15 protein-coding genes are annotated in these 13653 nt (G+C 72.6%); 9 read left to right on the top strand and 6 right to left on the bottom strand.

The window, feature by feature from the left end:
- Positions 1–91: 91 nt before the first annotated feature.
- A complete protein-coding gene (locus tag J2X59_RS09570) occupies positions 92–1615 on the top strand; it encodes a catalase (protein WP_271826246.1) in 1524 nt (507 codons plus the stop codon).
- 72 nt (positions 1616–1687) lie between these two features.
- On the opposite strand, the gene J2X59_RS09565 is transcribed toward J2X59_RS09570, so the two are convergent.
- On the bottom strand, positions 1688–2254 hold the full coding sequence (locus tag J2X59_RS09565) for a GNAT family N-acetyltransferase (RefSeq protein ID WP_209684035.1): 567 nt from the start codon (positions 2252–2254) through the stop codon (positions 1688–1690).
- A gap of 352 nt (positions 2255–2606) precedes the next feature.
- Between J2X59_RS09565 and J2X59_RS09560 the strand changes: the two genes are divergently transcribed.
- From J2X59_RS09560 to J2X59_RS09540, 5 genes are all read left to right on the top strand, one after another.
- Positions 2607–2885 (top strand): hypothetical protein, encoded by a 279-nt coding sequence (locus tag J2X59_RS09560; RefSeq protein WP_326496513.1) that lies wholly within the window; start codon positions 2607–2609, stop codon positions 2883–2885.
- A 120-nt stretch (positions 2886–3005) separates the two neighbouring features.
- Positions 3006–3512, top strand: a complete 507-nt coding sequence (locus tag J2X59_RS09555) for a hypothetical protein (protein ID WP_326496512.1) — start codon at positions 3006–3008, stop codon at positions 3510–3512.
- The gene (locus J2X59_RS09550) at positions 3509–4570 is read left to right on the top strand and encodes a peptidoglycan-binding domain-containing protein (RefSeq protein ID WP_326496511.1); all 1062 of its coding nucleotides are present in this window, start codon (positions 3509–3511) and stop codon (positions 4568–4570) included. The genes J2X59_RS09555 and J2X59_RS09550 overlap by 4 nt, the downstream gene beginning before the upstream one ends.
- Positions 4561–5163, top strand: coding sequence for an ABC transporter ATP-binding protein (locus J2X59_RS09545; RefSeq protein ID WP_326496510.1), 603 nt, complete (start codon positions 4561–4563; stop codon positions 5161–5163). The genes J2X59_RS09550 and J2X59_RS09545 overlap by 10 nt, the downstream gene beginning before the upstream one ends.
- Before the next feature lie 98 nt (positions 5164–5261).
- Positions 5262–6398, top strand: coding sequence for a hypothetical protein (locus tag J2X59_RS09540; RefSeq protein ID WP_326496509.1), 1137 nt, complete (start codon positions 5262–5264; stop codon positions 6396–6398).
- Positions 6399–6527: 129 nt separating this feature from the next.
- On the opposite strand, the gene J2X59_RS09535 is transcribed toward J2X59_RS09540, so the two are convergent.
- Together J2X59_RS09535 and J2X59_RS09530 are read right to left on the bottom strand one after the other, a co-directional pair.
- The gene (locus J2X59_RS09535; protein WP_326496508.1) at positions 6528–7400 is read right to left on the bottom strand and encodes a VOC family protein; all 873 of its coding nucleotides are present in this window, start codon (positions 7398–7400) and stop codon (positions 6528–6530) included.
- 53 nt (positions 7401–7453) lie between these two features.
- Entirely contained in the window at positions 7454–8245 is a 792-nt protein-coding gene (locus tag J2X59_RS09530) for an SDR family oxidoreductase (RefSeq protein WP_326496507.1), read from the bottom strand.
- Positions 8246–8354: 109 nt separating this feature from the next.
- Between J2X59_RS09530 and J2X59_RS09525 the strand changes: the two genes are divergently transcribed.
- Positions 8355–8879 carry a hypothetical protein gene (locus tag J2X59_RS09525; RefSeq protein WP_209684029.1) on the top strand — a complete coding sequence of 175 codons (525 nt, stop codon included), beginning with the start codon at positions 8355–8357 and terminating at the stop codon, positions 8877–8879.
- A complete protein-coding gene (gene lepB, locus J2X59_RS09520) occupies positions 8876–9505 on the top strand; it encodes a signal peptidase I (protein ID WP_245171601.1) in 630 nt (209 codons plus the stop codon). The genes J2X59_RS09525 and lepB overlap by 4 nt, the downstream gene beginning before the upstream one ends.
- Positions 9506–9598: 93 nt before the next feature.
- Here the strand turns inward: lepB and J2X59_RS09515 are convergent, their stop codons facing one another.
- Positions 9599–9919 (bottom strand): hypothetical protein, encoded by a 321-nt coding sequence (locus J2X59_RS09515; protein ID WP_326496506.1) that lies wholly within the window; start codon positions 9917–9919, stop codon positions 9599–9601.
- Between the two features lie 117 nt (positions 9920–10036).
- Here J2X59_RS09515 and J2X59_RS09510 point away from each other — a divergent pair, with 117 nt between their 5' ends.
- Entirely contained in the window at positions 10037–11233 is a 1197-nt protein-coding gene (locus J2X59_RS09510) for a PP2C family protein-serine/threonine phosphatase (protein ID WP_326496505.1), read from the top strand.
- Between the two features lie 257 nt (positions 11234–11490).
- Here the strand turns inward: J2X59_RS09510 and J2X59_RS09505 are convergent, their stop codons facing one another.
- On the bottom strand, positions 11491–12351 hold the full coding sequence (locus J2X59_RS09505; RefSeq protein ID WP_326496504.1) for a phosphoribosylaminoimidazolesuccinocarboxamide synthase: 861 nt from the start codon (positions 12349–12351) through the stop codon (positions 11491–11493).
- Between the two features lie 5 nt (positions 12352–12356).
- Positions 12357–13625, bottom strand: coding sequence for a phosphoribosylamine--glycine ligase (gene purD, locus J2X59_RS09500; protein WP_209684027.1), 1269 nt, complete (start codon positions 13623–13625; stop codon positions 12357–12359).
- Between the last annotated feature and the right edge of the window lie 28 nt (positions 13626–13653).

Raw genomic sequence — 13653 nt, 5'->3', positions numbered from 1 at the left:
CGAGACCGCCCGGCGCGACACCGACGTGCCGCGCCCCACGAGCAACCCGAACCATCCTGACCGAACCAACCGTTCCACCTGAGGAGGAACCGTGTCCGACCAGAACACGACCGGCCCCGCCGGCACCCCCACCACCACGACCAACAGCGGCGCCCCGGTCTCGAGCGACCAGCACTCCATGGGTGTCGGCGCCGACGGCCCCCTCGCCCTCCACGACCACTACCTGGTCGAGAAGCTCGCCCAGTTCAACCGCGAGCGCGTCCCGGAGCGCGTCGTCCACGCGAAGGGCGGCGGTGCGTTCGGTACCTTCACCGTCACGCACGACGTGTCGCAGTACACCCGTGCCGCGTTCCTGCAGCCGGGCAAGCAGACCGAGATGCTCGCCCGCTTCTCGTCCGTCGCCGGTGAGCAGGGCTCCCCGGACACCTGGCGCGACCCCCGCGGCTTCGCGCTGAAGTTCTACACCGAAGAGGGCAACTACGACCTCGTCGGCAACAACACCCCGGTGTTCTTCATCCGCGACGGCATCAAGTTCCCCGACTTCATCCGCTCGCAGAAGCGCCTGCCGGGCAGCCACCTCCGCAACCACGACATGCAGTGGGACTTCTGGACCCTCTCGCCGGAGTCGGCTCACCAGGTCACGTGGCTCATGGGCGACCGCGGCCTGCCGTCGTCGTGGCGCCACATGGACGGCTTCAGCTCGCACACCTACCAGTGGATCAACGCCGAGGGCGAGCGCTTCTGGGTGAAGTACCACTTCGAGACGCAGCAGGGCCACAAGACCCTGACGCAGGAGGACGCCGACCGCATCGCCGGTGAGGACGCCGACTTCCACATCCGCGACCTCTACGAGGCGATCGAGCGCCAGGACTTCCCGAAGTGGGTCCTCAAGGTGCAGGTCATGCCGTACGCGGACGCCGAGGGCTACCGCTTCAACCCGTTCGACCTGACGAAGGTGTGGCCGCACGCGGACTACCCGCTCATCGAGGTCGGCACGATGGAGCTGAACCGCAACCCGGAGAACTACTTCGCGCAGATCGAGCAGGCCGCGTTCGCGCCGTCGAACTTCGTCCCCGGCATCGCGGCGAGCCCCGACAAGATGCTCCTCGCGCGCATCTTCAGCTACGCGGACGCCCAGCGCTACCGCGTCGGCACGAACCACGCGCAGCTGCCGGTGAACGCCCCGAAGAACGAGGTCCACTCGTACTCGAAGGACGGCGCCATGCGCTTCGACTTCCAGAAGGCGGAGGTGCCGGTGTACGCGCCGAACACCCAGGGCGGCGCGCACGCCGACCCGACCGCGACGGACGACGTCCCGGGCTGGGAGTCCGACGGCGCGCTGCAGCGCTCCGCTGCGACGCTGCACGCGGAGGACGACGACTTCGGCCAGGCCGGCACGCTCTACCGCGAGGTCCTCGACGACGCCGCGCGTGAGCGCCTGGTCGGCAACATCGCCGGCCACGTCTCGAAGGTGACGCGCGACGACCTGCGCGAGCGTGTGTTCGCCTACTGGACCAGCGTCGACGCCGACCTGGGTGCGCGCGTGCGCGCCGCGGTCGCGCCGAGCGCGCCCGGTTCGAACGAGGACCCGGAGAAGGTCGCGGTCGAGGCGTAGTCGCCACCACCTGACGGACGGGAGGCCCGGTACCAGCTGGTACCGGGCCTCCCGTCCGTCGTCGTGGCTGTGTCAGACCTGCTGGCCGTTGAGCATGATCTCGCCCGTCGGCCAGTCCTCCAGCTGCGCCTCGACCGGTAGGACCATCCAGCCGCCCTGCTCGGTCTCGTTCACGCCGACCCCGTCGGCCGTGAACGCCGAGAACGTGCCGACGGCGCCGTCCACCTCGTGCCAGCCCATGTGCGCGTAGAAGGGGATGCGGTCCTCGCCGGCGCCGAGGAAGCCGTAGGGCACGCGGAGTCCCTCGAGGACGGCGCGGGTGCGGACGAGGAGCTCGCGGCCGACCCCGCTGCCCTGCAGCCTCGGCGAGACGGCGACGATGCCGGTGTCGCCGACCAGGACGTCCTGCCCGCCGACCGTGACGAACATCCGACGGATCCCGACGTGCGCGAGCACCGTGCCGTCCTCGCCCCAGCCGACGACGCGGCGCTCGGGCTGCATGCCGGCGTAGTCGCGGCCGCCCACGTACCAGTGCGACCAGCTCGGGAACGCCTGCCCGAGCATCGCTGCGATCGCCTCGTGGTCGGGGAGCGACAGTGCGCTCTCCTCGACCACCTCCCACCGGATGTCTTCGCTCACGCGTCCATCCTGCCGGGTCCACCTGCGCGTCGGTGCGGCCCGAGGCTCGGCCGGGCGGACATGTTCGCGTGTGCTCGACCACGAACGTGTCCGCGGAGCCGAGCCTCGGCGCAGACCGCCCGCGCGCGAGCCGCTCAGCCGCGACCGGGTGCCGTCACCTCGATGCGGTTCGCCCACGGGTTCTCGAACGCCACGGTCCGACCGTCGTCCGCGGTCTGCACCCCGGTGTCGTGCATCCGGGACGCGAGTGCACCGAGGTCGTCCCCACCCGGCGCGCCGGGCTTGCACCGATCATCTGTCCGCTCATACGTTGTACATCACCGGGAGGGGTTCCCGGTGTGAGGGGAGAGAGATGTCCGTGAAGTTCGTCCTCGGCGCTGCGATCGTCGGGATGGTCATCAGTGCAGGGATCGCGCTCGACGCGGGTTCGGCGCCCGGGGCCGAGGCGGCCTCGTGCTACGGCTCGGTGAGCACCTGGAAGGGGAAGAACAACACCTGCGGTTCGGCTCGGCACTGGGATGCGATCAGGAACGCCGACGCCCGGTACGGACCGTGGGTGGGGAAGAAGAAGTGGTCGCAGCAGAGTGCCTGCTGGGCGAACGTGGTGTCCTACGGCATGACGGCGAGGTAGTCCGTGCTCCGGGGGTACGGCCACGTCGCAGCCGTCTCCGTGGGTGCGGTCCTGGTCTCGGTGCTCCTCAGTGGCTGCGACGCGGACGGACCGTCACGACCCTCCACGGCGGCTGGTGACGTGTCACTGGCGCATGCGGGGCCTTGGGCCGACGACTTCCGCGCTGCGCTCGACCACGGCGTCTCCGGCTACGAGACGAAGATCCTGGCCGACGGCAGGGTCTCGACGGCCGAGGTCGAGGACGCGCACGAGCAGATGGGCCGCTGCTTGTCGGATTCGGGCTACACCATCGCCTACGGCCCGGACGGCGGGTTCGAGCTGGGGCGGGTCGGCGGTGGTTCACCCAGCGACGACATGCCGCGGGCGAACGGCGTGCTGGAGTCCTGCGAGGAGCACTACGACCAGTTTGTGACGATGCTGTTCGAGGAGACCCGGCGCAACCCGCACAAGCAGGACGAAGCGGCGATCACCGTCGTCTGTCTGCGCAAGGCCGGGCTCGTCGGTGCTGACTACTCCGAGCGGAAGTGGCGCGACGAGTACGACGCCGGATCGTTCTCGTTCCCCGAGTTCGACGAACGGGCGCAGCAGTGCACACTGGACCCGCTCGGGCTGTGGCGGAACGGGTGACCGGCCGTGTGCGCGACCGGATCGCCGCCCCCGCGATCGGTCTGGCCAGCCTGCTCGTGGCTGCCGGAGCGGCGGTCGGCGTCGTCGTCGCACTCCCTGTCGGCCCACCGGCTTCGTTGTCGACGCCGGAGCCGGTGCGCTCGGTCGCGGTGACCGAGCGCACCGATCCCGACGAGCGGCAGGTGCAGCTCGTGCTCGACACCGGAGCGCCGGGTGCCCTCGTCACCGCACGTACCGGAGTGGTGACCAGCTCGACGTGCACGGCCGGGGGGACACTCCGGAGCGGCACCGAGGTCGTCCGCATCGACGAGGTGCCCGTGCTCGCACTCGCATCGAGTACGCCCCTCTACCGGGACCTGTCGGAGGGGGATCGGGGTGACGACGTCCGAGGGTTGCAACAGGAGCTCGCCAGGCTCGGGAGCCGCATCACCGTGGACGGCGTCGTCGGGCCCGGGACCATCCGAGCGGTGCGCGAGCTCCTCGTCGCGCAGGGCTCCGCGCGGGCCACCGCCGTGCCCGACGACGTGATCGAGCGCGCGGTGTTCGCGTGGATCCCGGCGCCCGAGGTGTCCGTCACCGCTTGCGATGCGGTCGTCGGCGCGACCATCGGCCCCGAGGGAGTCCTGGCGACCCTGCCGGCAGCGCTCCGCAGTGCTCGCCTCGAGCAGCTCCCGGTGGACGCGGTGCCCGGTGCCCGGCGGGTGCGCGTGGGGCAGGCTGTCGTCCCGGTGGACGAGCGTGGTCTCGTGTCGGACCCGGCCGCACTCGAAGCGCTCCGGACCCAGCCGGAGTACGCCGCCGTCCTCGCGTCGACGGACGGGGCACCGAGCGTCCCGGCGACGTGGACCCTCGCCGAGCCGCTCCGCGTCCTGGTCGTCCCGCCGTCGTCCCTGTGGGACATCAGGGACGGCAGTGCGTGTGTCCGACCGGTTCCCGGTGCTCCGACGCTCGTCGAGGTCGTGGGCTCCGAGCTCGGGCAGTCGTTCGTCCGCCTCCCGTCCGGCGAACGCCTCACACGTGTCCGGAGCGAACCGGACGGAGAACGTCCGTGCCGGTGACGCTCTCCGGTGTCGGCCACGGGTGGTCGTCCGGCACCGAGCTCTTCCGTGACGTCGACTGGACGTTCGCCGACGGCTCGGTGACCGCGCTGGTGGGACCGAGTGGGTCTGGGAAGTCGACCCTGCTCGGCATCCTCGCCGGGATGACGACCCCGTCGGCGGGTGCCGTCGGACTGCCGGACCGTGCGCGGGTGGTCTGGGTGTTCCAGAACCCGCACGGCGTGTCCCACCGGACCGCGCTCGACCACGTCACGCTCCCCGTCCTCGCGCGCGGGGCCACCCGTCGGGCGGCAGAAGAACGCGCCATCGAGATCCTCGACACGTTCGCACTCAGCGCTCGTGCCGCTGCACCCTTCGGCCAGCTCTCCGGTGGTGAGGCGCAACGGCTCATGCTCGCTCGCGCGGTCGCCGCAGAACCGACGCTCATGCTCGTGGACGAACCGACGGCGCAACTCGACCGCCGGACCGCCGACGAGGTCAACGATGCCGTGGCGGCGCTCGCCGCTGCGGGGACGACCGTCGTCGTCGCCACCCACGACGACGCGACGAGAGCAGCCTGCCCGGCTGTGCTCGACCTGGCGCGGTTCCGGTGACCCGACAGCCCCGAGTGCCCCTGTGGCGCCGACGTCGTCGTCCGGTCGTCGGCCCTCCGCATCACCCCCGTCACGGCCCGGGTGGTCGTCGCGATGGCATGCGCCCGGTCGAGGTGTTCCGTGAAGCCCGGCGCGACGTCTGCACGGGGGCCGCCGGAGCGCTGACGTGCGCGGTGGTCCTCGCCCTGCTCCTGTGCGGGGTCGTCGGCGCCACCGCCCGAGCGACGGTGCAGGACGTCCGGGGTGCCGCGCGCTTCCTGTCGTCGGGCGCCGCGACGCAGGTGTTCACGGCGGCCGGGCGGATCGACGGTCGAGCGTGCCAGGCACTCACGCAGGACCCTCGCGTCGTCGCGGCCGGTGCGGTGCGTCGGGTCGCAGACGGGCTGCTCGTCAGCTCGTTGCCGGGAACGGCGATCCCACTCCACGAGACGACGACGGGCTTCCCGACCGTCCTCGGCGTCGAAGGTCGGCTCGGCGGCCCGGGCGTCCTCCTCGCCCCGGACGTGGCGAGCGCGCTCGGGAAGGCGGCAGGCGACGACCTCCCGGTCCCGCAGGGCAGTGTCCCGGTCGCCGGCATCTACTCCTACCCTGATGACGGGCGCGACCCGGATCTCGAGTGGGCAGTGCTCGCTCCCGCGCCGGATGACGGTCGGCCGTTCGACGCGTGCTGGGCGACGGTGTGGCCGGCCGACGACTCCGCGAGCGCGGCGCTCCGTCGGACACTGCTGCCCGGGACCGCCGGGTTCGCCGGGACCGCCGGGTTCGCCGGGACCGCCGGGTTCGCCGGGACCGCCGGGACCGCCGGGGCGGAGGGCACCAGACCGACGCTCGGACAGCTGAACCCGCGGTCTGGTGCGACCTTCGAAGCGACGGCGCAGCTGCCGGCCGGGTCGGCGGAGACCGCTGCCCTCGGTGTCGGACTGACCGTCGGAGTGGCCGCAGCTCGTCGCCGCCGCCTGGTCGTCGCTTCGGATCGACACGTGGGCGTGGGCGTCGGTGCCCAGGCGGTGAGCGCCGCGGTCCAGCACCTGATGTGGGGCGTCGTGGCCGGGTCGGTCGCGACCGCCCTCGCCGTCGTGCTCGTCCGGGGGCTGTCGATCGGTGATGCCGCCCCCGTGGTCCTGCACGCGGCAGCGCTCAGCGGTCTCGCGGTGGTCGGCGCGGTCTGCGGAGGGATCGTCGGTGTCGCCAGCGTCCGGGATCGAGCGCTGCACCGGTACTTCCGATCCCGGTGAGCCGCGGCGCCGTGCCGGATGTCTCGAGACTCGTCGCTGCGGACACATTCGCGGCGACCGACCCGCGAACATGCCCGGAGGGCCGAGTCTCGCGCCCAGGAATGGGGCAGGGCGGCGGGACGAGCCCGCTCAGCCGCGACCGGGCGCGGTCACCTCGATGCGGTTCGCCCACGGGTCCTCGAACGCCACGGTCCGACCGTCGTCCGCGGTCTGCACCCCGGTGTCGTGCATGCGGGACACGAGTGCGCCGAGGTCGTCCGCACCCGGGACCTCGATCCGCACGAGCCCGAGCCCGAGTGCCTGCTGCCGGCGCCCGGCCCCGCGGGAGTTCCACGTGTTCATCGCCATGTGGTGGTGGTACCCGCCCGCGCTGACGAACAGCGCCTGGTCGCCCATCGCCGCGGTCGTCGCGAAGCCGAGCCGGTCGACGTAGAACGCCTTCGCGGTGGCGACGTCGCCCACGGACAGGTGCACGTGGCCGACCCGGCCGGGGCGCGTGCTGGCCGCTTCGAGCGCCGAGGAGGTCAGGTGTTCCTGCACGAAGGCGTTCGGGTCGACGTAGATGGTCGCCATGTCGACCATCCCGTGCGTCCACGACCACTCGGTGCGGTCGCGGTCCCAGTACAGCTCGACGCCGTTGCCCTCGGGGTCCTGGAAGTAGAACGCGTTGCTGACCAGATGGTCGGCGCTGCCCGTGAAGGTCTGCGGGTACCGCGTCGCGACGGAGTACAGCGCTGCCGCCAGGTCGGCCTGCGTGTCGAACAGGATCGCGGTGTGGAAGAGCCCGGCCTCGTGCGGGGACGCGTGCCGCATCGCGGGGGCGTGCTCGAGCACCACGATCGGCGTCGCGCCACGGCCGAGCACGGCGGTCCCGCCCGCGTTCGTCAGCACCGTCAGGCCGACGCCGTCGCGGTAGTAGGCGACCATCGTGTCGAGGTCGGCCACGCGGAGCGTGACGGCGCCCATCCCGGTGTCGGCTGCGAGCAGGTCCTGCGTGTGCATGCCCCCAGTGTGCGCCGGAATGGTTGACGCGTCAACCAAACCGCGACCACGGGCTACTTCGCGCTGAACCCGCCGTCGATCTTCAGCAGCTGGCCGTTCACCCACCCGCCGTCCGGCCCGAGCAGGAACCCGACGAGCGCCGCGGTGTCGGTCGGCATCGACGGGCGCCCGAGCGGAGTCTGCGCGACGGCGGCCCGGCGGATCTCGTCGGTCATCCACCCGGTGTCGTTCGGGCCCGGGTTGACCAGGTTCGCACTGACCCGGACATCGCCGAGCTCGAGGGCAGCCCCGACGATCAACCGGTCCAGTGCGCCCTTGCTCGTGCCGTACGGCAGGTTGAACCCGACGTGGTCGCTCGTCAGCGCGACGATGCGACGGCGGTCCTCCGGTACGGCCGCACCCTCGCGGAGCCGCCGCGCGTACGCCTGCACGACGAGGAACGGCGCGCGCACGTTCACCGCCAGGTGCCGGTCGAACGACTCCACCGTCGTGGTCGCGAAGTCCGAGTCGACCGACTCGCAGTGCGACATCACCACGGCGGTCACCGGCGCGCCGGCCTCTGCCTCGGCGCGGCCGACGAGCGCGGCCGCCTGCTCGGGGTCGGCCAGGTCGACCGGGAGGCGCGTCACCCGTGCCCCCGCACGCTCGGCCTCCGCGACCACCGCGTCCACCCCGTCGGGGTCGGCCGCGCCGTGCACGCGCGCGTCGTACGGCCCCCACCACGAGAGGGCGAGGTCCCAACCGTCGGCGGCGAGCCGCGTCGCGATCGCGGCACCGATCCCGGCGCGGCGGCCGACGCCCGTCACCAGGGCGAGCGGTCTGCTGGTGAGCGGTCCGTGGGTCATGGGTCGTGCCTCCCGTCCGGGCGACGCGTCGGTGCGTCGCCCGACCAGGATGGCATCGCACACGGGATCCCGTCGGCGCGGCGCGGCGCGGCAGGGCCAGGATGGGAGCATGCCGCCCTCCCGCCGACCCGACCTGGCGACCTTCCCGGTCGACCGTCTGCGCGACCGCATGTCGTCGTACATCTACGGCAACATCACCGTGCTCGCGGTCGCGATCGCGGTGGGGCCGGAGCAGATCGAGCACGGGGCAGCGGTGCTCACGGTGCTCGCGACGGCGGTGCTGACGTACCTGGCGCACGTGCTGTCCCACCTGGTGGCGCACACCATCGGCGACACCGGTGACGACGCCGAACACCGCGAGACCATCGGGGCGATCCTGCGCGACGCGAACCCGATCGCGACCTCCGGCCTCATCCCCGCGGTGCTCTACGCCGTCGCGTGGGCGGACTGGCTGCCGGCGCAGTGGGCGCAGACCGCGGCGATCGTCATCCTCGTCGTCCGCATCGGGATGGTCGGGGTGTTCCTGCAGCGGTTCAGCGGACGGCGTCCGACGTTCCTCGGGCTCTGGGGTGGCATCGTGCTCGCCGCGGTGGCCTTCGTGATCGGCCTGGTGAAGGTGGTGGTGACGCATTGAGCGAGCAGACCGACGAGTCCCGTGCCGGACGACCGGTACGGTCCGGGTGGCGCTTCGTCCGCGACCTGGCGGTCATCGTGGTCGTCGCGCTGCTGGCGTCCTTCCTGGTGAAGGCCTACCTGGTGCGGGCGTTCTCGATCCCGTCCGGCTCGATGGAGCGCACGCTGCTGATCGGCGACAACGTGCTGGTGAACGAGCTCGTACCGGGCGTCGCGCCGCTCCGCCGGGGAGACGTCGTGGTCTTCCGCGACCCGGGCGACTGGCTGACCAGCGAGCAGGGCGACGACCTCATCAAGCGGGTGATCGGGCTGCCGGGCGACCGGGTGTCGTGCTGCGATGCCGAGGGACGGCTGTCCGTGAACGGGCACGCGGTCGACGAGCCGTACGTGGTCCGGCCGTCCGACGTGGACCGTGTCTCGGCGGAGGACTTCGACGTCACCGTGCCCGCGGGGCGGATCTGGGTGATGGGCGACAACCGGTACGAGTCGGCCGACTCGCGCATCCACGGGACGGTGCCGACGGCGGACGTCGTGGGCCGGGCGTTCGTCGTGACCTGGCCGGTCACGCGGTGGAGCGTGCTCGGCCGGTACGGCGAGGAGTGGGACGCGGTGCCCGACCCGCGGTGAGGGACCCCGCGCAGCGCGGTGGACGGGCCTGGAGCCGGGTCGTCCGGACGCGGTGGCCGGTCAGCGGCCGGGTCGTCCGGTCGCGGTGGTCGGTCAGCAGCCGGTCGTGCTGAGCGTGACCCGCGTGACGTCGTCGCCCGACACCGTCGTCCGGACGGAGCACAGGTCGCCGGCCCGCACCGTGACGTCGCCGAGCGGGACCCCGGCGAAGTCCGCGGTGCCTCCGGGGAACACCCGCTGGTGCTCGGACAGCTTGCCGGTCGCGGCGAAGACCTGCACCTCGTAGGGACGATCCGCAGCGTTCGACGACACCGTCACCGAGATCTGCCCGGTCGAATCGTGCGCGCCGCACCCGGTCAGCGAGAGCGCGGCGGCAGCGCCGAGGGCGAGCACGAGCGGAGCACGACGGATCACCGTGCCGAGGGTACGCGCGTCCGACACGGGCGCGTGTGCGGCTGATCCGGTCCCGCGCTCCCGGGTCCACCGTTCTGGGGAGGGGCGCTCCCACGACGGACCAGTACCGTGGAGGGCATGCACCAGGGGACCTCACCGACCTCCGCCGGATCATCACCCGACGCCGTCCGCCGCGCGGCCCTCGTCGCCGCGCTCGACGTCGTCGACAGCGGGCCCGAGGAGCGCTTCGAGCGGATCACGCGGATCGCCCGCGAGGCGTTCGGTGTCTCGGGCTCCTTCCTCAACCTCGCCGGCACCGAGGTCCTCACCATCAAGTCGCAGCAGAGCGACGCCGTGTTCGGCCCGACCATCCCGCTCCGGGACACGTTCTGCGGCCGCACGCTCGACCAGGCCGGTCCGATCGTCGTACCGGATGCCCGCGCCGACGACCGGTACGCCGACATGCCGATGGTCGTCGAGGACCCCAACGTGCGCTTCTACGCCGGTGTGCCGCTCCGCGTCGGCGACGACCACGTCAAGGTCGGCACGCTCTGCCTGGTCGACCCGCAGCCCCGGACGCTGGAGCCCGACGACCTGGCGCTGCTCGAGGAGCTCGGCGTGTGGGCGGAGCGCGAGCTCGCGGCCGGCGCGGACGAGGACCGCCTCCGGGACGTCCTCGCCGGGCTGCAGCCCACGCCGGTCACGGTGCCGGGGTACCGGATCGGCGGCATGTCGGTCCCGCACGGGGTGGTCTCCGGCGACCTGCACGAGTGGCACCTCGCCGGTGATGCCCTGCACCTGACGGTCGCGGACGTGATGGGCAAGGGCATGTCCGCCGGGCTGCTGGCGGCGACGATCCGCGGAGCGCTCCTCGCACGGCCGGACGAGGAGCCCGGGCGGGCGATCGCCGCCCTGGACGAGCAGGTCGCGCCGGACCTCGGCCGTGCCGAGTCGTTCGCCACCATGTTCCACGGCCGGCTCGATCCGGCCAGCGGACGGATGGACTTCGTCGACGCCGGGCACGGCCTCGTGCTGCAGATGCGTGCGGACGGCCGTGAACGGACGCTCCTGTCGAACGACCTGCCGATCGGCCTGCACCCGGCCGGGCTCACCCGGTCCTCGGGGTCGCTCGTGCTCGAGCAGGGTGACGTCCTCGTGCTCGTCAGCGACGGTGCGCTCGAACTCTGGGACTCGACGCTGCAGTCGCTTTCCCGGCTCGGGGCCCTGTGGCGCGAGGAGCCCGAGATCGACGCGTTCCTGGGTCGGGTCCGCGCCCGTGCGCTCGAGCACGACCCCGGTGACGACCTGACGGTCGTCGTGCTCGTCCGCGACTGAGCCACGGCGACCGGCGACCAGCGACCGGCGGTCGTGGTCGTCGGTCGTCGGGTGGTCGGACGGGAGGCGCGCGGCGGCCCCGCCACGCGCCTCCCCGCCGTCACCCGGTCATGTCCTGCCCCGCTGCGGACGACGCACCCCGCTGCGGCGGGGTGCGACGTCCGTGCGAGGGCGCGACGTCCGTGCCGGGGCGCGGTCCGTGATCGGCGGACGCGTGGCGGGACGCACCGGGCCGGGCCGAGACGCCGGCCCGGCGGTCAGGCGCCGAGGCGCTCGATGAGCTCCGCGTAGCGGGCGGCGGTGCGGTCCACGATCTCCGCCGGCAGCACCGGCGGGGTGCCCTGGCGGTCCCAGTTCGCGCTGAGCCAGTCGCGCACGATCTGCTTGTCGAACGAGTCCGTGCGGCTGCCGGAGCGGGCGTCCCAGTAGCGGCTGGAGTCGCTGGTCAGGACCTCGTCCGCGATCCGGATCGTGCCGTCGGTGTCGCGGCCGAACTCGAACTTCGTGTCGGCGATCACGACGTCGTGCTCGAGGGCGATCGCCGCCGCCTCGCCGTAGACGCGCAGCGACAGGTCGCGGAGGGCCTCGGCGTCCTCGCGCCCGACGAGCTCGACGGTCTGCTCGAAGGAGATGTTCTCGTCGTGCTCGCCCTGCGGCGCCTTGTAGGCCGGGGTGTAGATCGGCTCGGGCAGGCGATCGCCCTCGGACAGCCCCGCGGGCAGGGGGACACCGCACACGCTCTGCGTCTCGCGGTACTCCGCCCAACCGCTGCCGACCAGGTACCCCCGGACGACGCACTCGACCGGGAACATGGCGAGCGGCAGCACGTGCATGGACCTGGCGGCCACGGACTCCGGCACCGGGGTCCCGCCGGCACCGGGGTCGACCAGGTGGTTCGGGACGTCCGCGATGCGGTGGAACCAGAAGCGCGACAGCCGCGTCAGGAGCTCGCCCTTGCCGGGGATCGGGGGTTCGAGTGCGAAGTCGTAGGCGCTGACCCGGTCCGAGGCGACGAGCAGCAGCTCGGACGCGCTCGCGACGTCGTCGACGCCCGCGGGCACGTAGAGCTCGCGGACCTTGCCCGACGAGACGTGCTGCCAGCCGGGCAGCTCGGTCACGGCCGTCACCGTGCGACCTTCGCGGCGATGTCGGTGCGGTACTGCGCCCCCTGGAGCGCGATGTCGCCGAGTCCGGCGTAGGCGCGCTCCCGGGCCTGTGCGAAGTCGGTGCCCGTGGCGACGACGCTCAGGACCCGGCCGCCGGTGGCGACGAGGTCGTCGTCGAGCACGGCGGTCGCGGCGTGCGCCACGGACACGCCCTCGCGCGCCTCGGCAGCATCGATGCCGGTGATGACCCGACCGGTGTGCGGGTTCTCCGGGTAGCCCTCGCTCGCGAGCACCACCGTGACCGCGACGTCGGTGCTGAACGCCGGTTGCGGAGCCGACGCGAGCTGTCCGGTCGCGGCCGCCGTCAGCAGGGCGCTGAGCGGCGTGGTCAGGCGGGGGAGCACGACCTGGGTCTCCGGGTCGCCGAAGCGGGCGTTGAACTCGATGACGCGGACGCCCTGTTCGGTCACGATGAGCCCGCAGTACAGCAGGCCGATGAACGGCGTCCCCTCGTGCTCGAGTCGACGGACGGTGGGGAGCGCCACGAGCTCGGTGACCTCGGCGACGAACGCCTGCTCGGACTCCCACCGCTCGGCGAGCCACGGCAGCGGGGAGTAGGCGCCCATGCCGCCGGTGTTCGGACCGGTGTCCCCGTCGCCGAGACGCTTGTGGTCCTGTGCGGGGCTGAGCGCCCGGACGTCGTGCCCGTCGCTGAGGAAGAACAGCGAGACCTCTTCGCCGTCGAGGAACTCCTCGACCACGACACGGCCGTGCTGCAGCCAGTACGTGGCGTGGTCGACGGCCGCCTGCCGGTCCTCGGTCACCAGGACGCCCTTGCCCGCGGCGAGCCCGTCGGCCTTGACCACGTACGGTGCCCCGAGCTCGTCGATCGCGGCCACTGCCTCGTCCACCGTGCCGGCGTACACGGGGCGTCCGGTCGGGACCCCGGCCTCGGACATGATGCGCTTCGCGAAGGCCTTCGAGCCCTCGAGCTGGGCGGCCGCACGGCTCGGGCCGAACACCGGGATGCCCCGGGTCCGGAGCGGGTCGGCGACCCCGGCGATCAACGGTGCCTCGGGCCCGACGACCACGAGCTCCACACCGTTCTCGATCGCGTACTCGGCGATCAGCTCGCCGTTCGTGGGGTCGAGCGACACGGTCTCGACGTCGGCGGCGATGCCGGCGTTGCCGGGGGCCACCGTGATGACGTGTCCGGCCCGCTCTGCGAGGAGGGCCGTGATGATCGCGTGCTCGCGGGCACCGGAACCGAGGACGAGGATTCGCACGCGGCAAGCCTACCGAGCGCGACACGCC

This window comes from Curtobacterium sp. 260, assembly GCF_030803485.1.
In the GTDB taxonomy this organism is placed as follows: domain Bacteria; phylum Actinomycetota; class Actinomycetes; order Actinomycetales; family Microbacteriaceae; genus Curtobacterium.
The sequence above is the reverse complement of the archived record's forward strand: the minus strand, read 5'-3'. Positions and strand labels throughout refer to the sequence as shown.